This window comes from Sodalis sp. (in: enterobacteria) (assembly GCF_047607725.1).
GTDB lineage: Bacteria > Pseudomonadota > Gammaproteobacteria > Enterobacterales > Enterobacteriaceae > JBLKSS01.
On the sequence record NZ_JBLKSS010000324.1, the window covers coordinates 1 to 25,023 of the forward strand.

31 protein-coding genes and 3 pseudogenes are annotated in these 25,023 nt (G+C 52.9%); 30 read left to right on the forward strand and 4 right to left on the reverse strand.

The annotated features are described in order from the left end of the window. The 30 genes and pseudogenes from ACMX3H_RS19240 to ACMX3H_RS19385 all read left to right on the forward strand — a co-directional run. Positions 1–277: hypothetical protein (locus ACMX3H_RS19240; RefSeq protein ID WP_415211911.1), on the forward strand; the 277-nt coding region annotated here is incomplete at its 5' end. A gap of 131 nt (positions 278–408) precedes the next feature. Next, on the forward strand, positions 409–807 hold the full coding sequence (locus ACMX3H_RS19245) for a DNA-packaging protein (protein ID WP_415210789.1): 399 nt from the start codon (positions 409–411) through the stop codon (positions 805–807). Further along, the gene (locus tag ACMX3H_RS19250) at positions 794–2,164 is read left to right on the forward strand and encodes a PBSX family phage terminase large subunit (RefSeq protein ID WP_415210815.1); all 1,371 of its coding nucleotides are present in this window, start codon (positions 794–796) and stop codon (positions 2,162–2,164) included. Before ACMX3H_RS19245 ends, ACMX3H_RS19250 begins: the two co-directional genes overlap by 14 nt. Beyond that, a complete protein-coding gene (locus ACMX3H_RS19255; protein ID WP_415210790.1) occupies positions 2,164–3,582 on the forward strand; it encodes a DUF1073 domain-containing protein in 1,419 nt (472 codons plus the stop codon). The genes ACMX3H_RS19250 and ACMX3H_RS19255 overlap by 1 nt, the downstream gene beginning before the upstream one ends. Continuing rightward, positions 3,548–4,333 carry a phage minor head protein gene (locus ACMX3H_RS19260; protein ID WP_415210791.1) on the forward strand — a complete coding sequence of 262 codons (786 nt, stop codon included), beginning with the start codon at positions 3,548–3,550 and terminating at the stop codon, positions 4,331–4,333. The genes ACMX3H_RS19255 and ACMX3H_RS19260 overlap by 35 nt, the downstream gene beginning before the upstream one ends. A gap of 30 nt (positions 4,334–4,363) precedes the next feature. Beyond that, a pseudogene (locus ACMX3H_RS19265) lies at positions 4,364–5,440 on the forward strand (DUF2213 domain-containing protein). Next, positions 5,440–5,922 (forward strand): hypothetical protein, encoded by a 483-nt coding sequence (locus ACMX3H_RS19270; protein ID WP_415210792.1) that lies wholly within the window; start codon positions 5,440–5,442, stop codon positions 5,920–5,922. Before ACMX3H_RS19265 ends, ACMX3H_RS19270 begins: the two are co-directional and overlap by 1 nt. A gap of 2 nt (positions 5,923–5,924) precedes the next feature. Next, on the forward strand, positions 5,925–6,956 hold the full coding sequence (locus ACMX3H_RS19275; RefSeq protein ID WP_415210793.1) for a hypothetical protein: 1,032 nt from the start codon (positions 5,925–5,927) through the stop codon (positions 6,954–6,956). Between the two features lie 2 nt (positions 6,957–6,958). Beyond that, positions 6,959–7,318, forward strand: a complete 360-nt coding sequence (locus ACMX3H_RS19280; protein ID WP_415210794.1) for a hypothetical protein — start codon at positions 6,959–6,961, stop codon at positions 7,316–7,318. Next, a complete protein-coding gene (locus ACMX3H_RS19285) occupies positions 7,319–7,741 on the forward strand; it encodes a DUF4054 domain-containing protein (RefSeq protein WP_415210795.1) in 423 nt (140 codons plus the stop codon). After that, positions 7,738–8,193 carry a hypothetical protein gene (locus tag ACMX3H_RS19290; RefSeq protein ID WP_415210796.1) on the forward strand — a complete coding sequence of 152 codons (456 nt, stop codon included), beginning with the start codon at positions 7,738–7,740 and terminating at the stop codon, positions 8,191–8,193. The genes ACMX3H_RS19285 and ACMX3H_RS19290 overlap by 4 nt, the downstream gene beginning before the upstream one ends. Continuing rightward, on the forward strand, positions 8,180–8,569 hold the full coding sequence (locus tag ACMX3H_RS19295) for a hypothetical protein (RefSeq protein ID WP_011410618.1): 390 nt from the start codon (positions 8,180–8,182) through the stop codon (positions 8,567–8,569). Before ACMX3H_RS19290 ends, ACMX3H_RS19295 begins: the two co-directional genes overlap by 14 nt. Beyond that, a complete protein-coding gene (locus ACMX3H_RS19300; protein ID WP_415210797.1) occupies positions 8,541–9,074 on the forward strand; it encodes an LIC_12616 family protein in 534 nt (177 codons plus the stop codon). The genes ACMX3H_RS19295 and ACMX3H_RS19300 overlap by 29 nt, the downstream gene beginning before the upstream one ends. After that, positions 9,071–10,552: a DUF3383 family protein gene (locus ACMX3H_RS19305; RefSeq protein WP_415210798.1), complete on the forward strand. Its 1,482-nt coding sequence runs from the start codon at positions 9,071–9,073 to the stop codon at positions 10,550–10,552. The genes ACMX3H_RS19300 and ACMX3H_RS19305 overlap by 4 nt, the downstream gene beginning before the upstream one ends. A 9-nt stretch (positions 10,553–10,561) precedes the next feature. Next, a complete protein-coding gene (locus tag ACMX3H_RS19310; protein ID WP_011410620.1) occupies positions 10,562–10,996 on the forward strand; it encodes a phage tail fiber protein in 435 nt (144 codons plus the stop codon). Further along, on the forward strand, positions 10,996–11,418 hold the full coding sequence (locus ACMX3H_RS19315; protein WP_415210799.1) for a hypothetical protein: 423 nt from the start codon (positions 10,996–10,998) through the stop codon (positions 11,416–11,418). Before ACMX3H_RS19310 ends, ACMX3H_RS19315 begins: the two co-directional genes overlap by 1 nt. Positions 11,419–11,504: 86 nt before the next feature. Next, complete coding sequence (locus tag ACMX3H_RS19320) at positions 11,505–11,630, forward strand: hypothetical protein (RefSeq protein ID WP_415210800.1); 126 nt, start codon at positions 11,505–11,507, stop codon at positions 11,628–11,630. Further along, positions 11,617–11,943, forward strand: a complete 327-nt coding sequence (locus ACMX3H_RS19325; RefSeq protein ID WP_415210801.1) for a hypothetical protein — start codon at positions 11,617–11,619, stop codon at positions 11,941–11,943. Before ACMX3H_RS19320 ends, ACMX3H_RS19325 begins: the two co-directional genes overlap by 14 nt. Positions 11,944–11,992: 49 nt before the next feature. Next, positions 11,993–13,204, forward strand: coding sequence for a hypothetical protein (locus ACMX3H_RS19330; RefSeq protein WP_415211912.1), 1,212 nt, complete (start codon positions 11,993–11,995; stop codon positions 13,202–13,204). Continuing rightward, positions 13,201–13,698: a hypothetical protein gene (locus ACMX3H_RS19335; RefSeq protein WP_415211913.1), complete on the forward strand. Its 498-nt coding sequence runs from the start codon at positions 13,201–13,203 to the stop codon at positions 13,696–13,698. The genes ACMX3H_RS19330 and ACMX3H_RS19335 overlap by 4 nt, the downstream gene beginning before the upstream one ends. Before the next feature lie 10 nt (positions 13,699–13,708). Next, complete coding sequence (locus ACMX3H_RS19340; protein WP_415210803.1) at positions 13,709–14,515, forward strand: hypothetical protein; 807 nt, start codon at positions 13,709–13,711, stop codon at positions 14,513–14,515. Further along, positions 14,515–14,820, forward strand: a complete 306-nt coding sequence (locus tag ACMX3H_RS19345) for a phage baseplate plug family protein (RefSeq protein ID WP_011410623.1) — start codon at positions 14,515–14,517, stop codon at positions 14,818–14,820. Before ACMX3H_RS19340 ends, ACMX3H_RS19345 begins: the two co-directional genes overlap by 1 nt. Continuing rightward, positions 14,813–15,694: a baseplate hub protein gene (locus tag ACMX3H_RS19350; protein ID WP_415210804.1), complete on the forward strand. Its 882-nt coding sequence runs from the start codon at positions 14,813–14,815 to the stop codon at positions 15,692–15,694. The genes ACMX3H_RS19345 and ACMX3H_RS19350 overlap by 8 nt, the downstream gene beginning before the upstream one ends. Continuing rightward, positions 15,657–16,343 (forward strand): phage baseplate protein, encoded by a 687-nt coding sequence (locus tag ACMX3H_RS19355; protein WP_415210805.1) that lies wholly within the window; start codon positions 15,657–15,659, stop codon positions 16,341–16,343. The genes ACMX3H_RS19350 and ACMX3H_RS19355 overlap by 38 nt, the downstream gene beginning before the upstream one ends. Before the next feature lie 2 nt (positions 16,344–16,345). After that, the gene (locus ACMX3H_RS19360; protein WP_415210806.1) at positions 16,346–16,705 is read left to right on the forward strand and encodes a hypothetical protein; all 360 of its coding nucleotides are present in this window, start codon (positions 16,346–16,348) and stop codon (positions 16,703–16,705) included. Next, positions 16,702–17,940, forward strand: coding sequence for a baseplate J/gp47 family protein (locus ACMX3H_RS19365; RefSeq protein ID WP_415210807.1), 1,239 nt, complete (start codon positions 16,702–16,704; stop codon positions 17,938–17,940). The genes ACMX3H_RS19360 and ACMX3H_RS19365 overlap by 4 nt, the downstream gene beginning before the upstream one ends. Continuing rightward, positions 17,937–18,575 carry a DUF2612 domain-containing protein gene (locus ACMX3H_RS19370; RefSeq protein ID WP_415210808.1) on the forward strand — a complete coding sequence of 213 codons (639 nt, stop codon included), beginning with the start codon at positions 17,937–17,939 and terminating at the stop codon, positions 18,573–18,575. Before ACMX3H_RS19365 ends, ACMX3H_RS19370 begins: the two co-directional genes overlap by 4 nt. A 38-nt stretch (positions 18,576–18,613) precedes the next feature. Further along, positions 18,614–19,606: a phage tail protein gene (locus ACMX3H_RS19375; protein ID WP_415210809.1), complete on the forward strand. Its 993-nt coding sequence runs from the start codon at positions 18,614–18,616 to the stop codon at positions 19,604–19,606. A 160-nt stretch (positions 19,607–19,766) separates the two neighbouring features. Continuing rightward, a complete protein-coding gene (locus ACMX3H_RS19380; protein WP_415210810.1) occupies positions 19,767–20,003 on the forward strand; it encodes a hypothetical protein in 237 nt (78 codons plus the stop codon). Next, positions 20,000–20,230: a hypothetical protein gene (locus ACMX3H_RS19385; RefSeq protein WP_415210811.1), complete on the forward strand. Its 231-nt coding sequence runs from the start codon at positions 20,000–20,002 to the stop codon at positions 20,228–20,230. Before ACMX3H_RS19380 ends, ACMX3H_RS19385 begins: the two co-directional genes overlap by 4 nt. On the opposite strand, the gene ACMX3H_RS19390 is transcribed toward ACMX3H_RS19385, so the two are convergent. The 4 genes and pseudogenes from ACMX3H_RS19390 to ACMX3H_RS19405 form a co-directional block, all read right to left on the reverse strand. Then, the gene (locus ACMX3H_RS19390) at positions 20,205–21,863 is read right to left on the reverse strand and encodes an acid phosphatase (protein WP_415210812.1); all 1,659 of its coding nucleotides are present in this window, start codon (positions 21,861–21,863) and stop codon (positions 20,205–20,207) included. The genes ACMX3H_RS19385 and ACMX3H_RS19390 overlap by 26 nt on opposite strands. Before the next feature lie 88 nt (positions 21,864–21,951). Beyond that, positions 21,952–22,903: pseudogene (locus tag ACMX3H_RS19395) on the reverse strand (Rpn family recombination-promoting nuclease/putative transposase). Between the two features lie 559 nt (positions 22,904–23,462). Beyond that, the gene (locus ACMX3H_RS19400) at positions 23,463–24,506 is read right to left on the reverse strand and encodes a P63C domain-containing protein (RefSeq protein WP_415210813.1); all 1,044 of its coding nucleotides are present in this window, start codon (positions 24,504–24,506) and stop codon (positions 23,463–23,465) included. Between the two features lie 146 nt (positions 24,507–24,652). Continuing rightward, positions 24,653–25,023, reverse strand: a pseudogene (locus ACMX3H_RS19405) (hypothetical protein); the annotation flags it as partial.

Below are 25,023 nucleotides of genomic sequence, written 5' to 3' on the forward strand. Positions count from 1 at the left end.
ATCGATGGTCGCCGAGCGTGACGCCGCCCGCGCACAGTTTACCCACTATGAACAGGCGATAGCGCTGTTCAACCAGATAGCCGGAGCGACACAGGATGCACATCAGCACGCGGTGCAGGACTTTCAGCCCCGTATTGTCCAGATACGCGAGGCCATTACGCCTAAGCGCTGTGCTCGTCTGCCTGTGCCTGCTGGGGCTGTTAACCGGCTGCGGGCGCACGCAGACAAGATACCTGCCCATCCAACCCGCGCCGATACCGGCCACGCTGCTCGATGATTGTCCACCACCGGTCATCCCGGAGCGCATGACGTGGGGCGACAGCGTGATACTCAACGAGAAGCTGTTGCTGGCGCTGGAGATGTGCAATCAGGATAAAGCCGCTTTGAGGCAGATTGAGGATATAAGACATGGGACGACAAACAAAAAATAAAGTCGGTCGCCCGAGTGAGCTTGCACAAAGTCTGGAAAAGGCTAAAGCGTATTTGTTAGGGGACTATGAAAAGCTGGGTGATGTTGTCCCGAGCATCGCCGGATTGGCTTGCTATCTCGCCGTATCGCGCTCATCAGTGTACGACTGGGCTAAACAATCCAATGAATTTTCGTACATCGTAGAGGGCATTCTGGCCCTACAGGAAAATTGTTTAATTAACAAAGGATTGCAGGGCGAGTTTAACGCAACGATTGCCAAGCTTATGCTGACCAAACATGGCTACTCCGATAAGCAGGAGCTGACCGGCAAAGACGGCGGCCCACTTCAGGTAGAGACCAAACCACTCTCCTCACTATTTCATGATGACGAATCTTAATGCTATTTTCCGTCCATTCATCCAGCCACATCGCTACAAGATTGCCAAAGGTGGACGGGGAAGCGGTAAATCATGGGCCATCGCACGACTACTAGTAGAGATAGCGCGACGAGGCACTTATCGCTTTCTTTGCGCTCGTGAGTTCCAAGCCAGTATGGCCGATTCTGTTATCCAGTTGATTGCAGACACTATCCAGCGCGAAGGGTATCTGAAGGAGTTTGAGATTCACAAAGCGTATATCCGCCATCTTGCCACCGATAGCCTGTTTATGTTTTACGGTATAAAAAATAACGTTACCAAAATTAAATCGCTGGAAGGCATTGATATTGCGTGGGTGGAAGAAGCTGAAGCGGTGACCAAGGAGAGCTGGGATATTCTTATCCCCACTATCCGCAAACCGGGCAGTGAAATCTGGGTTAGCTTTAACCCGAAGAATATCCTCGACGACACCTATCAACGGTTTGTTGTCAATCCACCGGATGATATCTGCCTGCTGACGGTGAATTACACCGATAATCCCCATTTTCCTGACGTACTCCGCCTGGAAATGGAGGAGTGTAAGCGCAAGGATTACGACCTGTATTTGCACATCTGGGAAGGGGAGCCGGTCGCGGACAGCGACCTGGCGATTATCAAGCCGTTGTGGATTGCTGCGGCCGTCGATGCGCATATGACGCTGGGATTTGAGCCAGCGGGTAAAAAACGTATTGGTTTTGACGTCGCAGACGAGGGTGAGGATAGCAATGCGTTGATATTGTCCCACGGTTCAGTCGTTATGCATCTGGAGACGTGGAATAAAGGCGATGTTATTCAATCAGCAGACAGAGTGAAAAATTACGCTGAAAGCGTCATCGCTGATGAAATTATCTTTGACTCTATCGGCGTAGGGACGGGTGTGAAAGCACATTTGCGGCGAGTGAGTCGTATTACCGCGTCTGGCTTCAATGCCGGGGGGGCCGTTTTTAAACCTGATGCAAAATATGTTGATGGAAAAACCAACAAAGATATGTTTGCAAACCTCAAGGCACAGGCGTGGTGGGGCGTTCGGGAACGATTCTATAACACCTGGCGGGCCGTGGAGCATGTAAAGCACCATCCCGACGATAGCGATTTTGTCAAAGGGCTGAGAGACGACCAACTCATTAGTCTTTCATCCTGTCTTTCATCACTTGACTATCTCAAGGCGGAATTGTCGCGCCCCTGGGTTGACTACGACAACAACGGCAGGGTCAAGGTGGAAAGTAAAAAGGACATGAAAAAACGCGGCATACCGTCCCCCAATCGGGCTGACGCTCTGATTATGGCCTTTGCGCCAACGTATAAACCTTTCCACATTCCTGATGAGGCCTTTTACTGATGGGCAGACGCGATAAAAAACGCGTGACAGCGGATGCGCCTGTTTCGCCGAAAAAACCGTTTTCTATCCCGCTGTCGGCGTTGAATACAGGAAATGATGCCAGGGTGGCGGCGTTTGAGCCCTACAAGCCGCCGGAGGGTGTCATTCCCGCAGAGCAACGCGACAGCGCGCTGGCAATGGACAGTACGCCTTATGAGACGTTAAACAGCTATAGCATGGGCTTTCAGTATGGTGGCTTCCGGGGCTATCCGTATCTTGCCATGTTGTCGCAAGCCCCGGAATACGCCAATGTCCACGCGGTCTTTGCCGATGAAATCACCCGGACAGGGATAAAAATCACCAGCAGTGCCGATGAGCCCGCGCTGGTTGAGCACATGGAAGACTTGTTAATCAAGTATGGCGTTAAGGACATCGTGCATCATGCCGTCTTCCATGACTCTCTGTTTGGAGTGGCGCATATCTATATTGATACCGGTGCGGATGACCATGAAAAGCAGAACCCGCTGTTCAAAGATCCGCGCAAGGTGAACGGCAAGTTGAAAGGGTTTCGTCTGGTTGAGCCGGTCTGGATGTACCCAGCGATGTACAATGCCAATGATCCGCTCGCCGATAATTACTATCGCCCGGATGCGTGGTTTGTTATGGGTAAAACGGTGCATGCCTCGCGTTTTATTGACCTGGTCTCGCGTCCCGTGTCGCAAATCCTCAAACCGTCTTACAACTTTGGAGGCCTGTCACTGACGCAGCTCATGGAGCCTTACGTCAATGCATGGGCGCAAATCCGCCAGGAAATTCCCAAGATCATCAAGGCGTTCACGTTATCTGGCCTGAAAACAGATATGGACGCCAGAATGCAAAATCCTGCTGAATTCAAACGCCGTATTGACCTGATGGCCGAGTATCGCAACAACCGTGGCGTGCTGGCGCTTGACAAAGAAGAGGAGTTTTTCCAGGTCAATACTCCCATGACCGATCTGGAAAAACTGGCCACCAATTACCAGGAGCAGTTGTGTATCCCCTCGCGGATGCCGGTGATTAAGCTGTTGGGCAATTTGCCCCCCGGGCTCAGCTCGAGTGGTCAGGGTGAGATCGATGTCTGGCATGAAACCGTGGCGGGGATCCAGGAGCGGGACGTTAGACCACTGATTAAAGCGATGCTGGATTACATTATGCTCGCTGAGTTGGGGGAAATTCGTGAAGAAATTGATTTCGAGTTTAATCCCCTGGAAGAGATGAGTGATATTGAGCTGGCTGATGTACGTCTGAAAAACGCGCAGGCACTCAGTACGTTGCAAATCGCCGGTACCATTGATACGGCAGACGGTCACCAGTGGTTGATGAATGACCTGCATTCCGGCTTCGGCTTCCTGAAGGACACGGAACATGAACAAGAGGAAGAATACGAAGAAGACGCTTGATCCGGTTCTGCCCAATGCCAGCATTACGTGCTGGTATGAGCGGACGCTGCGCCGCGATATCAGGGCGATGTCTCGTGAGGTGATAACGGCTATCCAGTCGGTTTTTAACGAGACGGGGATGGCAAACGATGCCAGCCCGGCGGCGCATTTTAGAACGTTGCTGCGCCAGCTCACCACGCGTTGGGGACGGCGCTTCAATCGATTATCGCAAGAGATAGCAAAGACCTTTTATGCACGTACACAAGGTCATACTGACCGGGCCCTGATAGTGCAGCTCAAGGCGATGGGCTTTGCCCTTGATTTCAACATGACCGCCGAGATGCACAATGCCTCAACCGCGATCATCGCCGAGAATGTCTCGCTGATAAAATCGATACCGCAGAACTATTTCACACAGATTGAGTCACTAGTGATGCAGTCAGTAGCACGCGGCAGCGATTTGGGTACCCTGACGCAGCAGTTAACCGAGCAATACCGCGTCACGGCGCGTCGGGCGCAGCTGATTGCACGAGACCAGACCCGCAAGGCCAATGCGACGCTGGCGGTTATCCGGCAACGTTCGCTGGGGATAACCAGGGGTATCTGGCAGCACACTGGTGCCGGTCAACATCCCAGGGCTGACCATGTGGCCGCCAGTGGCCGCGAGTTTGACCTCGCCAAAGGGTGTCTGATTAGCGGCGAATATCTTTTTCCCGGACAAAAAATTAACTGTGGCTGCATCTGGCGGCCCGTTCTCCCGTTTCAGGATTAATCCATGCCAATCAGAAATGAACGCCTTGCGATGGACTCCGCCCGCGAGGTGGACCGGTTCGGCAAGATGTTTGTGCGCGACAATCGCATCAGCAAGGCCACCATCAACGACTATTACGGGGAGGAAATCCCCGGCCATGAAAAACTTGGACTGCAAAAAAAGCGGCTCTATCGCCTTTTACGGGCCCCCGAGGAGCTTGAGCAGTCCACCGCCAGTTTTCGCGGTATTCCCGTGCTGCTGGGGCATCCCGAGAACAATAACACCCGGCCACTGGCTGAATTGGCGGTCGGCGCGGTGATGAACGATGTGCGCTATGAACATCCTTACCTGGTGGCCTCTATTGTGGTCTGGGATGCGGGTGCATAGGCCGGTATCGAAACCGATATCCAGCGCGAACTCTCCCCGTCATACAAGTACACGGCGGATATGACACCGGGTGAGTTTGAAGGTGAAAACTATGATGGGGTGATGCGCGATATTCACGCTTATCACCTCGCCATCGTACCGGACGGGCGCACGGGCCCGGATATTCTCGTCAATGACGCAAAACCAGAGGGTTTACCCATGTCAGAAGAAAAAGACACCTCGGCGCAGGATGATGTGCTCGCGGGTCTCAAGGAGCGCTTGCCAAACGCAAGCGATGAAGAATTACAGTCGGTTTCTGAGTTTATGGCTAAGCGCGCCGCAAAAGCCAATGACGAAGAGCAAGACAAAAAAGCCGATGATGAAGAGGACAAAAACGAAAAAGCGGATGACCAGGAGGACGATAAAAAAGCCAACGATGCGCGACCGCTGACCGCCAATGATGCGGCGATTATCGCCCGTCAGGCAACCGAACAGGGCCGTAAGGCGGCCTGGACGGACTTTATGGCGTTACGTCAGGCCGAGCGCGACTGTGCCTCCCTGATTGGTGAAGTCGCCTGTGATTCGGCCGAAGACGTGTACCGACTGGCGCTGGCGCAAGAAGGTATCGACACCCAAGGTGTTCACCCTTCCGCGTTGCCAAAAATGGTTGAAGTGCTGAAATCCCGGCCCTCACAACCGCCCACCGTGGCGATGGATGCCCATTCCGTTAACCGCGTAGACAGCTTCTTTGGAGGTCAATAATGGCATTTCAACAAAACGTCGAGCTGTATCCTGCTCCTGGGCGTGAAGGGGCGTTTGCCTCCTGTAATGATGCTTTCGCCGTACCGCCGCCGGCTGACGGGTTTCGGGCGGGGAAAAATGGCCTGAACATGGCTCGTTTCGCCTGGCGCGACACCACCAGTGATGTGCTTCTTAACAATACCGGCACCGGTAAACCGCTTGGCTTTGTTGGTAATGAGATGACCGGCATCATCGGCCTATTTGACGCGACCACCATGAAAATCAGTGCCGGTACCCACGTCTCCGTGTACATGACCGGGGATTTTTGGGCAAAAGCCGCGACTACCGCCGCCATTGGGCAGAAAGTATTTGCCGTACTGGCCGATGGCACCCTGAAAACCGGGGAGGCAGATGCCACCGTTGACGGTGCACTGGAAACCCCCTTCGTGGTCATGACCGCCGCTGCTGTCGGTGAAATATTCAAAATGTCGAGCTGGAGCTAACCATGTCAGGACTTACTCAACAGGATTTTCATGCGGTGATGAACCGCGCCAAGGCCGGTGGTGTGACACTGCCGGCGTCCGTCAGTCGCCTCTATCTGGCCAATGACGCGCAGCCGTTGCCTTCTACCGTCACCAACGGCGGTATTCCTGCTATCGTTGCCGGCGGCATTGATCCGACCATACTGAAAACCATTTTCGCACCAACGCGCGCGGCTGAAATTTACGGGGAACGCAAGCTGGGGGCCTGGGAGCTGGATTACCATCTGATTGGCCGCTCGGAATACTCAGGCGAGACCGTGTCTTATGGCGATTACAATAATAACGGCGCGAACCAGGTCAATATCCAATGGGAGAATATCCGCCAGTATCGTTACCAGAGCATGATCACCTATGGCGATCTGGAAGTGAAGCGTTACGGTTTGGCACTGGTCAATTATGTGGCTGAAAAGCAGAATGCCATTGCCAACACATTGAATATCGTGCGCAACAAGTTCGCTTTCTACGGCGTTTCAGGCGTGAACCACGGGGCGCTGAATGATCCGTCCCTGCCCACGCCGATTACTCCCGTGGCGAATGCCAGTAAGAAAACGCAGTGGAAAGATAAAACCATCCAGGAGCGCTACAACGATATTCTGGCGCTGTACGGCGATCTGGTCGGTCGCACTCACGGTGCCGTCGGAGATGGGGTAGATATGGCCTCGCCGTTAAAACTGGTGCTTTCTAACCAGGCGTCCGTCTACCTGAAAAGCGCTAATGAAAGCTTCAACACCTCGCTGGAAGACATGATTAAGAAAGCCTTCCCGAATCTGGTGATTGAAACCGCGCCGCAGTTCAGTACCGATGCCGGTGAACTGATGCAGATGTTCCTGTCGGAATGGGGTGGCCAGCCGTCATGCTATGTGGCCTTCTCGGAAAAATACCGCGCGCATCCGGTTATCACCCAGCCGTCAAGCTGGGAGCAGAAAGTGTCCGCCGGAACCTTTGGTACCGTCATTACACAGCCGATGCTGTTTGCTCAAATGTTGGGGATTTAATCATGGCACAAAAAATCATTGTGGGATGCCGCCTGCCACACGGTCTTAGCATCACGGTTGATGGCGTCCGCGTGACCTTTAGCGGTGCCAGTCGCGGCATTAAATCTGAAGAGGGGGTGTTTACGCCCTTCGGTGTGAATGGCTGTGGTATTACCCGTGATGTCGATGGCGAGTGGTTCGACACATTTTTGGGGCTTTACGCCGACGCGCCTTATGTCCAGAAGGGATTGATTTTTCAAATCAAGTCCGAAAACGCCATTCATGACACCACCCGTGAACGCAAAGGGGTAAAAACCGGCATGGAGCAGGTGGGGCCGAAAGACGGCGATGGTAAAGGTGCTGTCGTCACGGAGCGCGTGTAAATGGCGGCGGTCACGCTTGATATCCCCCGATTTCGGGCGTGGTATCCGCGCTTTGGCAACGTTACCAATGATGCCCTGGAACACCTTTTTGAGCTGGCCTGTATGGGGTTTGATAACAGCGATTTTTCGCTCGAATCAAACCTCGATAAACGCGAGCGCCTGCCGTATTTGCTGCTGGCCCACCTAGCCTATGGCCGCTATGGTGACGCGGACGGTCATGGTGGTGAGGGGGCTGTGGGACGTATCGGCAGCGCCAGCGAAGGCAGCGTCAGCGTCTCTTTTGATATTGGCGCTGGACTGCCCTTTGACGCCGTCTGGTATATGCAGAGCGAATATGGGCAACTCTTCTGGCAGCTGACCAAACCCTACCGGCTGTTTGCCTATTTCCCCGGCGAAACAGGAGGGGCACGTTGCGTAAGATGAAAGCCCTTCTTGACGCGCAGGAGAAGCAGCTTCAGTCACGCAGACTGAAAGTGGGCTTTGCCTCAGGCGCAACCTACCCTGATGGCACGTCGGTGCCGGTGGTGGCTTATACGAATGAGGTAGGACGACCGGAGAAAAGGCAGCCTCCACGCCCTTTTTTTCGTATTGCCATCGCTGAACATCAGGCGGACTGGGTGCGTACCTGTACTCGGGCGTTACGTGCCGGCGTAGACACCGATACAGCATTAAATCTGGTGGGCGAGCAGGCGGTTGCGGATGTGCAGGCCTCAATTCTGGCGCTGTCATCCCCACCATTGGCACAGAAGACCCTTTACCGGAGACGCACGCGACAAGCGCCGCCCAAAAACCTTAACGATGATCCTCTGGTTGATACACGTGTGATGTTAAACAGCGTCACGCACTGGGTAGGAGGCGAGGATGAACCTGCATAAGCTGGCCAGCCGGGCGATTGGCCGCGTCAATCCGTTTATTGAGGCGCGCGTACGTCGCGCGTCCGGGTGGACGGCATCACCCGGTGCCAGGCAGAAACCCCAATACCAGCCAGATCAGCGCGTCTCTATCCAGTTTCAGCCATTATCATCCGACGATCTGCAGCATGTTGACGGCCTGAATCTTCAGGGGATAGTGAAGTCCATTTACGTTGACGGCAATTTTTATGGGGCAGTACGCCGTGAGCAAATAGGCGGCGATCTGTTTCTTGTCAATGGCGAGACCTGGCTGGTTGAACAGGCAATAGAGCTGTGGCCGGACTGGTGCCGGCTCCTGGTCAGGAGGCAGGATGATGCAAGTGACCTTAACGCTGGATGATATCCTTGATGTGCTTCAGGCATTTCTGGTCGGCAACATCGGGATCGGTGAAGTCTGGTCGTCACAGGTTAACCGGGTCCCCATGCCCCATGGCGATGTCGCTATCATGACGCCGTTGTTCTTCAAGCGGCTAGGGACCACCTGGGCGACGAACCAGGATACCGGTAATACCGACAGCAGCACGGTGACGAAACACGTGCTACGCACCCTTGATGTTCAAATTGACCTTTACGGCCGTCATGCTGCTGAAAACGCGGTGATGCTGGAGACGCTGTTTCGTGATGGGTACGCCGTGGACGCTATCCATGCCCTTCATCCGGCCATAACGCCATTGTATGCCAGTGACGTTCATCAGAATGTGTTTAATACCGATGCACACCAGTACCTTGAGCGCTACATCGTCACCCTGACGATGCAGACCCAGATTGACATTATCATTCCGCAGGCGTTTTTTGACTGGGCGGCGGTATCGCCTTATCAGGCAGACCAAGAGACTTTAGCATGATCCCCTTACAACGCGATTTTTCTATTACCCCGGGCGTCATCAGTGCGGCAGGCACGGCGCTGGATATGACGGGCTTGTTGCTGACCGGCAATGACCTAGCCCCAACCGGTAGCGTACAGGCGTTTTCCACGCAGGCCGCCGTGGGTGACTATTTTGGCGCGGCGTCGGACGAATACACGGCAGCCGGACTCTATTTTAACGGTTACGACAACGCCACAACACGGGCGAGTACGCTACTGATAGGCCGCTTTGTGACTGACGAGGCCGGTGCGTCGGCCTGGTTGGTCTCGGGCAGTTTCAAGGGCCAGCCCGTGACGGCATTGCAAGCGGTGAGCGGTAAGCTCAAGCTGACGGTTGACGGCCAATCCGTGACCAGCAGTGATATCAATCTGAGTGCAGTGACCAGCTATGATGCGGCCGCCGCCGCCCTTGAAACGGCGATAGGCAACAAGGTGTCAGTCAAATGGTTATCGGTCCAGCAGCGTTTTCGCGTCAGCAGTGTAAAAGCGGGCGCAGACAGCACGATAATCTTTGCATCGGGGAGTGCTGCCGCGGCACTGAAATTGACCGCTGACAGCGGTGCAGCGTTGTCTCAGGGCGCTGCCCCCTCAGTGGTTGCCGACACGATGGATACCTTGACTCGAGCGCATCAGAACTGGGTATTGTTTACTACGCTGTTTGCGCCGACCACAGCACAAAGCCTGGCGTTTGCTGCCTGGGCGACGCAGCAGAACTACCGTTTTGGCTATATCGCCTGGGATAATACTTCGGCGGGAACGATAGCCAATAACCCCGACTGTCTGGCGCATCAGATAATGACGGTGAACGGCTATCAAAACGTTGCCATGATGTACGGCGATTACCGCTATGCCATGACGGCGCTGGCGTATGCGGGCTCACTGAATTTTGACGCCACCAATGGCCGCGTCTCCTATAAATTCCGCGCGTTCTCGGGTCTACCTGCGAATGTCACCGATGGCACCCTCGCCGATGCGCTGGCGTCAAACGGTTACACCTATTACGGTACGTTCGGGGCGAACAATATCGTCTATCACTATGCCTCAGACGGGGCCATCAGTGGTGCGTTTAAATGGCTCGATACCTTTCTGTGCCAGGTGTGGATCAACGCCAACCTGCTCGGGGCTTTCGCCACTGTTTTCACACAGAACCAATCGTTTCCCTTTAATGAAAAGGGGTATACCGCCTTGCGGGCCTGTGTGATTGATGTGGCGCAAAAAGCCCTGAACTTTGGTGCGATCCGCACCGGGATCACGCTGGACGCCTCACAGCGCCAGCAGGTGAATAATGCCGTCGGTAAAGAGATTAGTAACACGCTTTATGCTGAGGGATGGTACCTGGCTATCCCGCCACAGAGTGCCACGAACCGCACCGAGCGCAAATTAACCGGGGCAGTCTTTTTCTATACTGACGGTAGCCTTATCCAGCATATCCGCCTCGCCTCTCTCGACGTTATGTAAGGATAATTCATGCTTACGAATATTACCAGTGCCAATAGCGCACTGCGCATTGTGGTGCCCGAGTTTTACCCAGGGGGCTTCGATGTAGACGATTACGCCGCTGACAGCATGTTTGAAACCGCCGCGCTTGAAATGGCTGAAGATCTGATGTCCGCGGACGGCAAGTACCACGCCGGTTTTGTCTTCAATCCGACCGAGTTGACGCTCAGCTTGACGCCGACCTCGTCAGCCGCGACGCGGTTTGATAACTGGTATGCCGCCCAGCGCGCCGCTATCACGATCTTCGCCTGTAATGCCATCTTGTCCATACCGGCCCTGGAAGCCAAATACAGCTTCGTTAACGGGGTGCTGTATTCCTGGCCCCCAGCCCCAGTAGGGCAACGTATTCTTGGCGCGCGCCAGGCCGTTTTTCATTTTGAGTCGGTGACCCGGAGTGCCCTGTAATGCGAAAAACACATGAGTATGTCGTGAAAGAGCAAAACCGTGATGCGGGCAAGGTGTTTATCATCACCGAAATGTCCGCCGTGGCGGGCGAAGATTTGGCTGAAGAGATGTTCAGAGTCATGGGCCAGTCACGTTTTTACAGCATTCCGCCCGAGGTGGTGCAGATGGGCACGGCGGGGTTGGCGACAGTCGGCCTGGCGGCCCTTGCCAATGCAGATCGTGAGGCGGCCAGGCTTATCAGCCAGCGACTGTTGTCCACGGTGAAAATACGGATTGAGCATGAGGGCAAGGTGATAGAGCGGGCGCTAGATCCTGATAATGATTTTGAGGAGATTTCTACCCTGCGCGCGCTTAAAGATAACGTTTTCAGGCTCAATTTCGATTTTTTAACCGTCGCCGCCGAATCGACTACCCCTGCCTGAGAGACGGCGGCAGTCCCTCGTCACTGGTCACGACCCGCAATATCTCCCCGCATATCGCTGCCGTGGTGCGTTCAGGTAAAGCGCGCTTGATTGAGCTGCAGCGGGATTACAGCGTGAAAGATCTGTGGGATTTTTTGGAAATGATAGCGGTGGAAAGCCATAACCACGCTGCCTGGCAGCATTACAGCGAGGTCAACCATGGACGTCGATGAGTATGTCTATGTCTACCGGGTAGACGCCCGCGATTTTCTTAACAACAAAAAGAAAATCGTCATTGCCCTGGATGATCTGGATAAACACTTGGTACACAGTGGAAAACAGGTCAGTGTGCTCAGTAAAAAGGTGGCCGCCAGTGGGCGGGAGGGGGTCAACGCCTTTTCTGCGCTATCCAAGGCGGCGTTGGGTTTCTTTGGCGCTTCCCTGACGCTTGGCGGCATAACGGGCCTGCTGGGCGGCATGTCGCGCACCCTGACCCAGCTGGGAAATCAGTCTGCCTTATCTGGCTATCCCGGCACAACGCCTTGATGGGCTGTCTCGTGCCGCAGAAGCCGCCGGCAGCAGTACCGGCGCATTGATGACGCAGCTAAAAAACCTGCGCGATTCACAGGCATGGCTACGTGCCGGTATTACGGATGTCAATGACTATACGCTGGCGTTATCACAGCTACAGGGCGTCACCGGGGTAGACATTATCGGTGCGACATCGCCCGATGAGGCCTTCGCGCGTGTTGGCCAGGCATTGCGATCGCTCAAAAACGCCGATCTGCGTCTGCAATACGCTAACCGGCTCGGACTCGACGCGGGCTTGCAACGCAGCATTAACGACCAGACATTTGACCGTAACGCCAGCACATTTACCCGCAATTCACGTTTGACCCCCACGCTGATTGCCCAGGCACAACGGGTCAATGCCCAGCTCGAAGATCTGAAGCAACAGATGGGTATTTTAAGCCTGCAGGCGTACGACGCCATTATCCCGATAGCCGAAGCGCTGATGCCCATACTGAAAGACCTGATTAAATATGTTGCCGATCATGGCGATGATATTGCGGCCTTTTTCAAATCAGGGGCGGCAGGCATCCAGAACTTTACGGCGGCGGTCGGCGGTGCGGAAAATGCCATGAAGCTGCTGCTAGCAGCCTGGGTAGCGGTCAAAGCAAAAGGATTATTGACGGGTGGCGCGGCGGGAGCGGCTGGCAGGGCAGGGGCCCTCGGAGCGGCCCTCACGGCAACCGGCGCGTATGTGACCACCGCATCGGGCGTGGAGGTGTGGGAGCGACTCAAGGCATTAAAAGACGGACGACATTATGGCGGGATCGCCACACAAAGCGAAGAGATGCGTGAGCTTGCACGGCTGAAGCGTCACAATCTGGCGGTAAACAGCGCTCAGGTTGAACAGCATGCACAGTCTGCTCGCCTATCGAGGGGGATCCGCAACAACAATCCCGGCAACATTGAGTTTAGGGGGCAGCAGGGGGCGACGGGGAGTGATGGGCGCTATGCCATCTTCGAGACACCCTACACGGGGATCAAGGCGCTATCGGGACAGTTGATGCGCTATTACAGCGGACAAACCACCGGGCGGCCATTGCGCACCGTTAACGATATTATCTCTACGTGGGCACCGGCCGGTGAAAATAATACCGCCGCCTATCGAGGGGGATCCGCAACAACAATCCCGGCAACATTGAGTTTAGGGGGCAGCAGGGGGCGACGGGGAGTGATGGGCGCTATGCCATCTTCGAGACACCCTACACGGGGATCAAGGCGCTATCGGGACAGTTGATGCGCTATTACAGCGGACAAACCACCGGGCGGCCATTGCGCACCGTTAACGATATTATCTCTACGTGGGCACCGGCCGGTGAAAATAATACCGCCGCCTATATTACGCAGGTCTCCAAGGCGCTGGGTGTTGAGGCGCATACGCGACTTGACCTTAATGATAACGCCGTGATGCAAAAACTGGTGTCGGCCATTATTCGGCATGAAAACGGCACTAACCCTTATGACGCATTGACCCTTGCCAAGGCGGTAGCAGACAGTCGTACCGACAATCCGCAGATGGCAGCGTACTACCCGCAGCAGCAACGCGCTCTCCAACAGGCGCAGACGGTCAATCATAGCCAGCGTGTCAGCCATACCGTAACGGAAAATCATATTCAGAACGTGAATGTGACGACGAACACGGCACAGGCTGATGTGCTGCTCGAGCAGATACAGCAAAAGGCGCGCCAATCGCAGCTGACCGCGCCGTATATCAGCGGCGTCATGCCGTAAAGGGGGCCCTATGGCGTTCGTTAATCGCAATATACTGAATATCAATGCCGCCACCCTGTTCAATGCCTTGGGCGGTGGCAGTCCACTCAGTATCATCAACAGTATCGTCGGGGCGTCTTACCGTATTCTAAAGCATAAGACGTCAGAAAACGCATTAAGGTTTGATGGCGTCGTGGCGCTGCAGCCCACCAAAGGGGCAAGCATTCTTACTGCACCCGTGGCCCAAGGCCAGTACGGTGCCTTCAACAAGATCCAGTCGCCCGGCAAGCTGACAGTCAGGGTGGCGATTAACGGCTTTACCGGATATGCCTGCTCAATACCAAATCTGGCTAACCTGACGCTGACCAGCCAAAGAGATATCCTGGCGGCCATCGACGACATGATCGCCAATACCGATCTGTACGATATTGAAACACCGAAAGAAACGTTTGTCAGCTATGATCTGGTGGGCAAGGACTACAGCGTGACGGCAAGAAACGGCGTCACCTTGCTGGTCGTGGATCTATTTTTTCAGGAAGTGATACAGGCGACCGAGGTCGTGCTGTCCTCCCCGGCGACGCGTAACCGCCCTGCCGCCAATGCCACGGCGAAGAGTGCCAGTGCGGTCACTGAATCGGTACCCGGTAATACCCGCAGTGTGAGTTTGGATACAGTGAAAGCGGTACGGACATCACAGGCACGCAGCGGGCAGCCTGTTCCCGCGCCGGGCTTTACCAGCGCACTCAAGACAGTCGGGCAATCGCCGCAGGCGGTCGGTAGCGCCACCGGTAACGCCCTTCGTCAAGATATTCACGCTATCGCGCAAGGACTTTTCTGATGCTGGAGATGTCACTTAGCCCCCTGAAGGCCCAGCAGTTTACTGTGGGGCTGGCGGGGCAATCCTGCCTTATCCGCCTGTTTCAAATGCCCAACGGCCTTTATCTGGATTTGACGGTAGAGGGCAAGCCGTTGCTTCAGGGGATCCCCTGCCTGAATATGAGCCGTCTGGTGCGATATGGTTATCTGGGCTTTGCCGGTGACCTGTTTTTTTCAGACCGGGAAGGGACGGAGGATCCGGTTTGGTCACAGCTGGGCGATCGCTTCCGGCTTTTTTATCTGACGGCGGATGAACTGAATGTATGAGCATAAAACATTAAGTGTGCGTTTTACGCTGACTCAGGGGGCTTTCGATAACCACAATACCGATGAAATTACCCTGAGCAACGTCAAGGCGCAGGTGATCATGCGCGCCTGTACCGGAATACAGGGTTTTACCGCCGAGATCACCCTGCGCGGGTTGTCGCTAACACTCTTGTCGATGCTCTCCAGCAAGGGGCAAGGTATCTATACTGGCTCACCGGACACGCTGCGGATCGGCCTTTATCATAAAGACGGGCAGATTTTTCAGGGAGGCATTGTGTCGGCGTGGGCGGATATGAATGCCGCTCCAGAGCCGGCCCTTCACCTCTATGCGGTGGCCGCGCTGGCGGCAAGACAGCGGGCGGCGGCCCCCTTTACCCATCAGGACGCAGTGAAACTGACCCGTATGCTGAGCGCCATCGCCCGTGCCGCCGGTATGGGGGTGGATCTGCACGATGTGTCCGGTGTGGCCAATAATCCCTATTACGAGGGCAGCCCCTTTGAGCAACTGATCCATATCTGTCTCGATTACCGCCTCAGCGCCTTTGTGGATGAGCAGAATACGTTTCATGCCTGGGTAAAACAACGTGATGGCCTGCGTCCGCACATCAGCCCGGCACATGGCCTGATTGGTTACCCGGTCTTTACCCCCCGCGGGATCCTGTTTAATACCGTCTACTCCCCGATGCTGAGTGTGGGCAGGGCGGTTTATCTTGAGACTGAATTACCGAATGCCACAGGCAACTACATTATTTTTGCCGCCGATCATGTGCTGACCACCTGGAGCGAAGGCGGGGTGTGGCAAACGGTCTGCCAGGCAACCAAGGAGAGTGTCACCGATGACAACGCCGTATATCAGCGCGGAATACAGCAATAGCGATGCGGGCAGTATTGAATTTATGATTGAAAAAATGCTGTCCGGCAAGGTGTTTATTGAGCTGGCGTGCGTCAATGCCTGTGATCCGGCGGCACAAACTGTCGATGTGACCCCGCTGGTTAACCGCGCCGATCCCGAGGGCAAACCGATAACGCACGGCACGGTCTACGGTGTCCGTTTCCTGCGCTGGCAATGTGGCGGGAGTGCTATCATCATGAACCCGGAGCCGGGGGATATCGGGCTGTTTGCCGTCTGTGACCGGGATATCAGCCTGGTTGTCGCCAACCGCAGGGGGGCGTTGGCGGGTAGCCAGCGTCGCCACTCGCGCACGGACGGTGTTTATCTGGGCGGTCTGCTGAATGCCTTTCCAACGCAATATCTGGAGCTGGCGAAAAACGCGATCAATATCGTTACCCCCAATCCGGTCAATGTTTCTTGCCACCATGCCACCCTCAAGGCCCCGGAAGGGGTGACCATTGATACGCCGCTCGCGGCCTTCACGGGGGATATCGTTGACCATGCCGGCAGTAATAGCGTGTCGCTCAAAGACTTGCGCGACCATTTTAATGCCCACCGGCACGACGTACAGGGTGTGGAGAGCGGCAGCAGTCGCGTCACGTCTGCACCGCCCGATATTCCGACGGAGTAAGCATGCTAACACAATCACTGAAATTGAATTCACAGACGTGGGATATCACGCTGGACGGGGCCGGTCATCTTGCCACGGTGTCCGAGGCGGCCGCAGTGGCACAGGACGTGGCGAGCGCCTGTAAAACGTTTTTAGGCGAGGTGTGGTTCAATGACAAGCTTGGCATACCGTGGATGAGTGAAATACTGGGTAAGCCCACCACGACCACCTTTATCCAGGCGCAGCTTGAACAACAGGCGATGAGACTGCCCTACGGGGCGCTGGCCAGAGCCACAGTAATAGCCCATCGTGATAAGCGCGGGGCCAGCGGCGTTATCGCGGTGGTCGATACGCATGGAGAAAGCAGCCAGGTGTCTTTATGAACGAGAAAACCTTAACGACTGCGGTACCGGGCGTCACGCTCACCTCAGCGGGTCTGGCTATTCCCGATATTGCCGATGTGCTGGCGGGTCGCCTGGCGGATTTTGATGCTGCGCTGGGCGGTGGCATGAGTCGCGAACTGACTACACCACAGGGGCAGATAGCCAGCAGCGAAGCGGAAATCATTGCCGAGGTGTATGACCGGCTGCTGTGCCTGTTTAACCAGATTAACCCGGATTATGCCGCCGGGCGTTTTCAGGATGGCATCGGGCGGCTTTATTTTCTGACGCGCATTGCCGGACGGGGCACCCTGGTGACGGCGACCTGTAGTGGCGCGGTGGGGGCGGTCATTCCCGCGGGCAGTCTGGCGCAAGATACGCGCGGCTATCAGTATGTTGCGGTCAATGCTGCCACCCTGCCCGCGAGCGGCAGCGCTGAGGTGCTGTTTCAGAATACGACCCAGGGGCCGATCCCCTGTGGTGCCGGGGAGTTAATCCAGATTTACCGGGCAGTACCGGGTTGGTCGGCCATCACGAATCACGCCGCGGGCGTGTTGGGCAATGAGGTCGAAGGCCGTACGGCGTTTGAAGCGCGCCGGCGTCGTTCTGTCGCCGCGAATGCACGCAATCTGGATGTGTCTCTTCAGGCGGCGCTCTTGGCGGTGCCCGGCGTGACCGACGCCTATGTCTGGTCAAATCGCAAGAGCGAGGCCGTGACAAGGGGTGCGACGGGATTTTCCGTGGCCCCGCATTCGGTCTACATTGGTGTTTATGGCGGTGCACAGGCCGATATTGCCCAGGCTATTTTCAACAACAAGGCACCCGGTTGTGAGATGAACGGCGATACGCATTACACCGTTCAGCATACCGAGGGCTACAGCCCACCATATCCCGAATACGCCTTGCAGTGGCAGACGGCAAAGCCCACCACGGTGTCTTTTCGGGTGACGCTGCAAAATCAGCGCACAGAGCTGCCCGCCGATACCGATAGTCGTATCCAGCAGGCGATTATCAAGACCTTTACCGGGCAGGACGATATCAACGCCGCCGCGACCATCGGGGCGCTTATCCCTGCCGGGCGGTTTTATGCCGGTGTGGCGGCGGTTGACCCGGTCAGGCTGAATATTGCAGTGATAGAGTTATCGCTGGACGCTCAGCACTGGTCGTCGGGGGTGACGCTGGGCATTGACCAGGTGCCGGTGACGTCAGAGACGGCTATTCAGGTGGTGACGGCATGAACTACCTGAAGACGATACAGGCGCAGTATGCGGCATCACCGGCATTAAATGCTGTGATAGCCACCTTTGAGCAGGCCGTCAGTCTCGAGCGCTTTACCGACACCTTTTTAACGGCGGTATGGGACATCGAGACGGCACAAACCTATGGTCTGGATATCTGGGGAAAAATTGTCGGCGTGTCGCGCTATCTGACGGTGGAAGATACCCCGGATTATCTGGGCTTTGACGAGGCTGAAATTACCACCATTGACGGTTACCCGCAGCCGTTCGATGTGTCACCGTTTTACGCCGGGCTACAACCCTCATCGGTGGTCAGATTAACCGATGACGCCTACCGCAAGCTGATACGGGCAAAAGCCTTTAGCAATATTACCGATGCCACCATCCCGTCGATTAACCGCTTTTTGCGCATTCTGTTTACTGACCGGGGCAAGGTGTACTGCACCGACGGGCGGGATATGACCATGAACATTGTGTTCGAGTTTCCGCCGACGCCGTCTGACCTGGCGATACTGAAAACGCTGGCAGTGATGCCGGTCCCGAGCGGGGTAGAGGTGAGATTTATCATTGCGCCGACGCCCAATCTGGGCTTTGCGGCAGACACCTATCCGATGGATGAGGGCACATTTTACTGAATGACCTGCGACATGCAGGTTTTTTTATGGGAGTTTACATGAAATCCAGCCATACCCCCACCAAACACGCGATACCGTTCGGGCAGAACGGCAACAAGCGTGATATCCCGCAGGACACCAAAACCGGCAGCGGTGAGGCCTCGTTGAGTCTGGGCTTTCCGCCTGAAACGATGGTGCCCAAAGTCTCAGGTGGCATTCCGCCCAGCGGCAAGGACTTTAACGGTATCCTCAATGAGCTCTCGGCGATGGGGCGCTGGGCCAATGCCGGGGCGGGCTACCCGTTTGATGCGGCGTTTGCCAAAGCCATCGGCGGTTACCCCGCCGGTGCGAAAATTCCGAACGCGGAGAACAGCGGCTTCTGGCTGAACACCGTCGATAACAATCTGGATAATCCCGAGGTGACAGACGGCCGGCTTACAGGCTGGGTACCGGCAGAAAACTACGGTATTGCCACGCTATCCGGGTTGTCAAAAGCGGATGTAACGCTGACTGCATTGCAGGCAGCTAAAGCGCGTATCGTGCTCTCTGGCGACCTGAAGGCCAATGTAGCGGTTATCTTCCCCGCGTGGCAAAAGAGCTGGACGGGGGTGAATCAATGTACGGGCAGTGGCTCGCTGATTTGTCGTACGAAAGCGGGGGTGGGCGTTGTGGTGCCCAAGGGTGAGTCGAGAGAGATTGTTGGCGACGGCAGTGGCCTTGTGCAGCGTATCGTAAATGCAAGCACAACAGTTGCGGGCATTACCCAACTCAGCAGCGCCACAGACAGCGAGACGCTGACTGCGACACCAAAAGCTGTTAAGGCGATAGCTGATACTCTCAGCGGTGGCCGTCTGCTGAATATCCAGTCCTTCACCCACAGCGGCACCTATACCCCCATACCGGGGACACGGAAAGTCCGCGTGAAATGCTGGGGCGCAGGCGGAGGCGGTGCGGGCATGTCCAAACAAAATCGGGGTTCGGTGTCCGGCGCGGGCCGGAGCCTATGCCGAAGCGTTACTGGATGCAACGTCGCTTTCGTCCGTGAGCATTGAAGTGGGTACTGGCGGCGCCGCCGCGCCCGCCGGCGTTTCACAGGATGGCGGCAATGGCGGTAGGTCGTCTTTTGGTACGCAGGTCACCTGTGGCGGCGGCGCAGGCGGTATAGTTGGGCAAGGTTTAGCCAAAGGCGGCGAGCCCTCAGGTGGAAACGTAATGATGGTCGGAGGGCAAGCCGGACAAGGTGGCACTTATACATCAGATATATTAAGTAATGGTGTTGGCGGGGCATCTTTTGGAGGTTATAACGCTTTACCACACGTTTCATTAAAAGGTGATGATGGATCTTTTCCGGGAGGAGGTGGAGCTATAGGGTCATACGTTAATGATGATACCCAGTATGCTGCCGGGAAAGGTGGAGATGGTTTCATTATTTTAGAGGAATATTCATGATGAAAGATACAGGCTCGTATGCTTTGATACCAGAGGGTAGCAATCGAGTTGAAAATATTATTGTCGCCAGCGATGATTATCAACGCAAAGGCTATTACACCATCCGCTATGACGATACTATCTTTTGTCAGCCAGGAATGTTTTATGATAAAAAAAGTGGTATTTTTTATGATGATAAAAGCTTTACAAAAATAAATAAAATTAGTGTTGTTGAAAGGGGTCACTGACCCCTTTGTCGATTAGGTAGACTTGAAACTTTATCTCAGACTTTTTGTTTTTATTTTCTATATTTTCGCTGGTAAATCTTATGAGTTCTTTTATCTTTTTAAGCTTGCAATTTTTGTATTGCCATAATCCTACGCCATTAAGTCCATAACTATTATTTTCCTCTGTTTTGTAATCTATTTCAGGTATAATATAATTGTTTTTGTAGGATGAAATAAAGTATGGTGATGCGACAAACTCAAATGCATTATACATATTTTCTGCTGATTTTATGTCCTCTATTTTTTCAAGTATTGCTACTTTTTTGTAATCTGAGGAAATAAACACTTTCCCATCAGGGAAAAAGTAAATTTCTTGCATGTTTTGAAAATCTTGAGAGACCGGTATTCTTTTTACTTCTGTCAATTCTTTGTTGTTTTTTGTAACAAGGATTTCTGGTGTTGATTTTGATGAAACATAGTATATGAACACATCATGAATCGTAAATGATCTTATTTCAAAATGATTATCATTAGCAGAAAGCGAATATGGAAGCTTTACATGTGAATCTATCTTTGCTTTGTCATCCTTTATCGATATACGCCAAAAATCTCCGGTTGTTGCCGACAATAACATAAATTGATTACGTTCTTTGTCAAAAATTGTTCTATGAGTACGCCTTCCTAAGTTATCTATAGATGTGACTTCTTTGAAATCCTTCCCTTCAAAAGTGTAGAATACTATTCTACCATGTTCAGTATCTTCAGTTGCCCAATATTTTCTCCCATCATATGCCAGAGTATGAGATGAAAATTTGTTCTCCATTGTTTTCCAGTTCGATAAGTTTTCATCTAATTTATCATTCCACAGGATTCTACTATGCCAGCAATCAACTAGAAACCATTTATTATCGATATTAACCATGTATGTTGGCGCATAAACAGTATTTATCCATAAATTCTCTGATATTTTTTTTCTTATTTCATTTTTTGACTTTTCAAAATCTTGATTAAATTCATGGCTAGAATGCAGAGCGGATACTACTGAAGAGGCAATAAGACGTCCAGCATCTACACTGCTCTTCCAGTGGACACCACAAATAATTCCATATTCACCGATTTTATATCCTCGTTTTAGTATTTCCTCTTTTCTTTCTGGATATATTTCAGATAGTATCAAGGCAAGTGCCCAACCAGTAGCAGAGTGACCAGATGGATAATCACCATTTTTTTTAAGAGAATTTTCTTTTTCTGGTGTGCATGAATGAGTGTTAAAGTATACGAAAGGCCGCTGTCTGTTGTAGTACTGTTTTGTGTTTTTTACCACCTGGCTATTAATCAAGGCAACAACAGAACGTAATAGCTCCACTGTCTTAGGTGTGTTTTCCTCAGTTATCTTGAAGCCTACTGCATCTGAAAATAATTCATCAATGTTATTCGAATCAGTGATTTCTATGGCCTCATTCCAATCTGATTTTTTTGATGCGATTTCTGGGCGAACATACACACTTTTATCTGCATTGAACGCTGCGCTTTTTTCTTTTGGTGGAGGTGGTAAGATATAAAGGCTATTAGGAATTTGTTCGCTAGACAGATAAGTGTTGGCAAAGCTTAAGTTACTTATCAGTAGTGTTAATAACGTTATTCTCTTCTTCAATTTTATTTTTTCCTATCTCTAAATAGAGTGAGAGCGCAACCTTTAGCAAGACAGATATCGATAGTAAAAATTAATGCTAGAGAATCTACTAACTCAACAAATCATCCAGCTCAAGGTCGGAGAGACCGGTAAACTGTTTCACCGCACTCCGAGTTAGGCCACTGTTGAGCATATGTTGGGCGATCTTGAGCGAGGCAAGCTTTTCACCTTTTTCTATGCCTTTCTGCTCGCCAAGCTGGATGCCTTCTTGACGCCCGAGTTGGATGCCCTTCTGGATGCCCTTAGCTTCAAGCTGCTCTGCAATGGTCATGATGTCCTCCCGGTAGTCTGTTGCTTTGGTGGCGATATGCTGTAGGAATTGCGCCTCATCCGAAGTATTTCCGCGTTCTGCAATATAGTACATCAGGCTACGGAACTGCTCTTTCGGTATCGCCCATAGATTCAGCAACCGAGCGATATCAGCGGCTAGTTCTAACATGTCCCGAGTTCGGATGTGCTTCTGCACTAACTCTAGCAGAGCTACCCGCCGATGAGACAGTATTTCATCATCCGGCATAGCAGTGATATCAACCAGCGGGAATGCTTGCCTGTAGACTGATTCTGCCTGTTCAGGGTCAGCAAAGCAATCCAGCCATTGGGTGCTGTACGGATACGGCGACGTGGTGCCGTGGTAGAACAGCAACGGAATCACCACCGGCAAAGAGTCATTACCTTGCTCAAGGTGCCGCTGCATCGCGGCGACGGCATACCGCATCAGGCGAAACGCCATCAGCTTTTCCGGTCGGCTCTGGTGCTCGACAAGGCAGTAGACGTAACCATCATGGCCCGTCGTGGTCTTCATTGAATATAGCATGTCCGAGCATTGGTTCTTAAGGTCGTCTTCGATGAAGCTGCCCGATTCCATCGCCAGAGTGCTGAAAGTGCACCGCTCCCGCAGATGTGGCGGCAGATGAATTTCCAGAAAGTCCCCGAGCGACGGCGATATCGCCGAGAAACTTTTTGAACAGGGCGTCGTGTTGGGATAGTGAGGATTTTGTCATCGGTGGAGTATACCTTGCTCAGGTTGCGGTATGCCATCGAAATCCCCGGCCTTCAGGGCGGGGAGCAGTCAACGCAAAATATCATCAACACGAATCAATCCATTTCTGCTCAAATATTCCATAGCACGGGAATGTAACTTGCTGTCTGGTCTTGCATTTCTAAGTGAGTGGGCTAATCGCTTAACCCACATTGTCAATTCGTCCACTTGATTAGCGCTTTTCACTAGCGCAAGAGCCATATTTTCGACATTTTCACTAGTACAGACTCGTCCCCGGTTTTCTGCGTGAATTGTGTCGAATGGCTTGTAATTTGCATTCCTGCATAGTTCCACTATTTCCTGCAGGAATTCTCTGGTCAATGTTGATTCACTCAATGCTTATCTCCTTAACATCCTGCCCGCTGAGAGCGGTTTTTTTGTGCCTGAAAAACGTAAGCCCCGACTGTTACAAGCAGTGCGGGGCTTTTTCATGTCTGGTTTTGGTATCGATACTACGGTCAAGGAGGTCGTGCGTGAATTATAAACGAATTTTGCTGAGGTTGACTATGAAAAATGGTGAATTAATTTTCTTCATCACTCAGGCCGTGCATTTGAGTTCCTGTGCGCGGAAACGCTCGTTTAAAGGCTCTGTCGAATTCTGTTTTGTTCCTTGAGCTTGATAGTATGCCTACCACCTGCCATAAGTGTGCCCTAAATATAGGCATACCTACGTTCTCTGTTAGGAACTGGAACATCTTATATCTCCGCTTGCCATTGGCATATACAACAGGGTTCTGCTCATCAAGCATATCCAAAACAGCGCCTTTACTTAACGCTAACGGCTCGTATATATATTTTCGGGTAAATTTTCCGAAGAACTGAGGGTGACGCACTGGGGTCTTCTGCGTCAATCCGTAGAGGCGATAGAAACCATCCGTAAATTGTTTCGGAAATTCTTTTGAGTATTCTTTGACCTGTTCTCTGATAAAATCCTGGAATAAGGTGCGGTATTCGTCTTGACGCTTTTCGTCTATATGACCTGTAGCCTCATCGACAAGGGCAACAATGCCCACCTCTGCAAGACCTCTCATCACAATATCAGCCTGAACTGAAATCGGTATTTGAGAAGGTAGAAGAGTATTGCCATTATCTCTCATTTTGAGATAAACGTTGCAAATCTTTGGCAGCAAAGACGCCTCAATACCGTATGCTGGTGAGGCCCCTTTGTTGCTTTTGAAAAGTCGGCGCCGGGCAAGACCTTCCAATAATTCGTTATTAATGAATGGTTTAATGTTTTTTGCTGAAAGAAAAACAGGTAAATAGGCGCAATCTGGATTATTTTTCATTCTCTTCCAGTGTGATCCACCTCGCTTACCGCCAAATGCCTTGGTTATAGCTCTTTCTGAAAGCACTCGCGATCCATCTTCCAGAACGGCACACTGTATGGTCATATCACCTATTGTTATGTTGCCAGCTTTCTTAGCAACCTCTACGCCATCGTCAGTTTCCCATCTTGCTGCCGCTGCTTTTTTTGCAATCTCAGTACGTTGTTCCTGTGTTAGGGACTCTGCACGGGCTACCCCACCTTTAGCTCTCCCCATGCATTCTTTCTTTTCTGTTACCACAAGCAAGCACCATTTTTAAAAAACATGCTTGCATGGTAACTGCCCTATTTGAGTTTAGCAAGTACGTTTATAATTTTTATGCTTGCAGCTGTGTAGATATTTTAAGAAAGCCACCTTCCCCGGCCCTCAACGAGCCGGGGTTGTTGTCAGTGCCTCTGCGCGAACTGGCCGAGCTCGGACTTATGCCAGCGAGTCAGGGTATCGGTGAGCATGAAGGTGTTGCTCTGGCTGGCTTCAAGAAGCAAGCTATCGATTTCACCCATCACGCTATCTACATTCTCCCGCTTGCGCACCAGTTGACGAATGGTTCGCCTCTCGGCCTCTACCATAGCAGATTGCAGGCGTTCTATAACAGCCCATATGCGTTCGCATTCTCGGGCGATATGCGGGATGTGACGGACTTCCATCGGCTGGGGTGAGGGAAGTCCTGTGACTTCGCGCTGGGCGTACCAAATGCCGTTACTCCATGCCTGCTTGAAGCGGAAGTTATGGCTCATGTGCCAAATCAGGCGGGCGA

Excerpts from the sequence above, each read along its gene's own strand:
- ACMX3H_RS19315 (WP_415210799.1), top strand. The coding sequence starts at position 10,996 with ATGCGAAAAACACATGAGTATGTCGTGAAAGAGCAAAACCGTGATGCG.
- ACMX3H_RS19280 (WP_415210794.1), top strand. The coding sequence starts at position 6,959 with ATGGCACAAAAAATCATTGTGGGATGCCGCCTGCCACACGGTCTTAGC.
- ACMX3H_RS19255 (WP_415210790.1), top strand. The coding sequence starts at position 2,164 with ATGGGCAGACGCGATAAAAAACGCGTGACAGCGGATGCGCCTGTTTCG.
- ACMX3H_RS19350 (WP_415210804.1), top strand. The coding sequence starts at position 14,813 with ATGTATGAGCATAAAACATTAAGTGTGCGTTTTACGCTGACTCAGGGG.
- ACMX3H_RS19325 (WP_415210801.1), top strand. The coding sequence starts at position 11,617 with ATGGACGTCGATGAGTATGTCTATGTCTACCGGGTAGACGCCCGCGAT.
- ACMX3H_RS19375 (WP_415210809.1), top strand. The coding sequence starts at position 18,614 with ATGAAATCCAGCCATACCCCCACCAAACACGCGATACCGTTCGGGCAG.
- ACMX3H_RS19370 (WP_415210808.1), top strand. The coding sequence starts at position 17,937 with ATGAACTACCTGAAGACGATACAGGCGCAGTATGCGGCATCACCGGCA.
- ACMX3H_RS19290 (WP_415210796.1), top strand. The coding sequence starts at position 7,738 with ATGAAAGCCCTTCTTGACGCGCAGGAGAAGCAGCTTCAGTCACGCAGA.
- ACMX3H_RS19365 (WP_415210807.1), top strand. The coding sequence starts at position 16,702 with ATGAACGAGAAAACCTTAACGACTGCGGTACCGGGCGTCACGCTCACC.
- ACMX3H_RS19340 (WP_415210803.1), top strand. The coding sequence starts at position 13,709 with ATGGCGTTCGTTAATCGCAATATACTGAATATCAATGCCGCCACCCTG.
- ACMX3H_RS19300 (WP_415210797.1), top strand. The coding sequence starts at position 8,541 with ATGATGCAAGTGACCTTAACGCTGGATGATATCCTTGATGTGCTTCAG.
- ACMX3H_RS19385 (WP_415210811.1), top strand. The coding sequence starts at position 20,000 with ATGATGAAAGATACAGGCTCGTATGCTTTGATACCAGAGGGTAGCAAT.
- ACMX3H_RS19355 (WP_415210805.1), top strand. The coding sequence starts at position 15,657 with ATGACAACGCCGTATATCAGCGCGGAATACAGCAATAGCGATGCGGGC.
- ACMX3H_RS19360 (WP_415210806.1), top strand. The coding sequence starts at position 16,346 with ATGCTAACACAATCACTGAAATTGAATTCACAGACGTGGGATATCACG.
- ACMX3H_RS19285 (WP_415210795.1), top strand. The coding sequence starts at position 7,319 with ATGGCGGCGGTCACGCTTGATATCCCCCGATTTCGGGCGTGGTATCCG.
- ACMX3H_RS19275 (WP_415210793.1), top strand. The coding sequence starts at position 5,925 with ATGTCAGGACTTACTCAACAGGATTTTCATGCGGTGATGAACCGCGCC.
- ACMX3H_RS19310 (WP_011410620.1), top strand. The coding sequence starts at position 10,562 with ATGCTTACGAATATTACCAGTGCCAATAGCGCACTGCGCATTGTGGTG.
- ACMX3H_RS19250 (WP_415210815.1), top strand. The coding sequence starts at position 794 with ATGACGAATCTTAATGCTATTTTCCGTCCATTCATCCAGCCACATCGC.
- ACMX3H_RS19345 (WP_011410623.1), top strand. The coding sequence starts at position 14,515 with ATGCTGGAGATGTCACTTAGCCCCCTGAAGGCCCAGCAGTTTACTGTG.
- ACMX3H_RS19295 (WP_011410618.1), top strand. The coding sequence starts at position 8,180 with ATGAACCTGCATAAGCTGGCCAGCCGGGCGATTGGCCGCGTCAATCCG.
- ACMX3H_RS19245 (WP_415210789.1), top strand. The coding sequence starts at position 409 with ATGGGACGACAAACAAAAAATAAAGTCGGTCGCCCGAGTGAGCTTGCA.
- ACMX3H_RS19330 (WP_415211912.1), top strand. The coding sequence starts at position 11,993 with ATGACGCAGCTAAAAAACCTGCGCGATTCACAGGCATGGCTACGTGCC.
- ACMX3H_RS19305 (WP_415210798.1), top strand. The coding sequence starts at position 9,071 with ATGATCCCCTTACAACGCGATTTTTCTATTACCCCGGGCGTCATCAGT.
- ACMX3H_RS19260 (WP_415210791.1), top strand. The coding sequence starts at position 3,548 with ATGAACAAGAGGAAGAATACGAAGAAGACGCTTGATCCGGTTCTGCCC.
- ACMX3H_RS19380 (WP_415210810.1), top strand. The coding sequence starts at position 19,767 with ATGATGGTCGGAGGGCAAGCCGGACAAGGTGGCACTTATACATCAGAT.
- ACMX3H_RS19270 (WP_415210792.1), top strand. The coding sequence starts at position 5,440 with ATGGCATTTCAACAAAACGTCGAGCTGTATCCTGCTCCTGGGCGTGAA.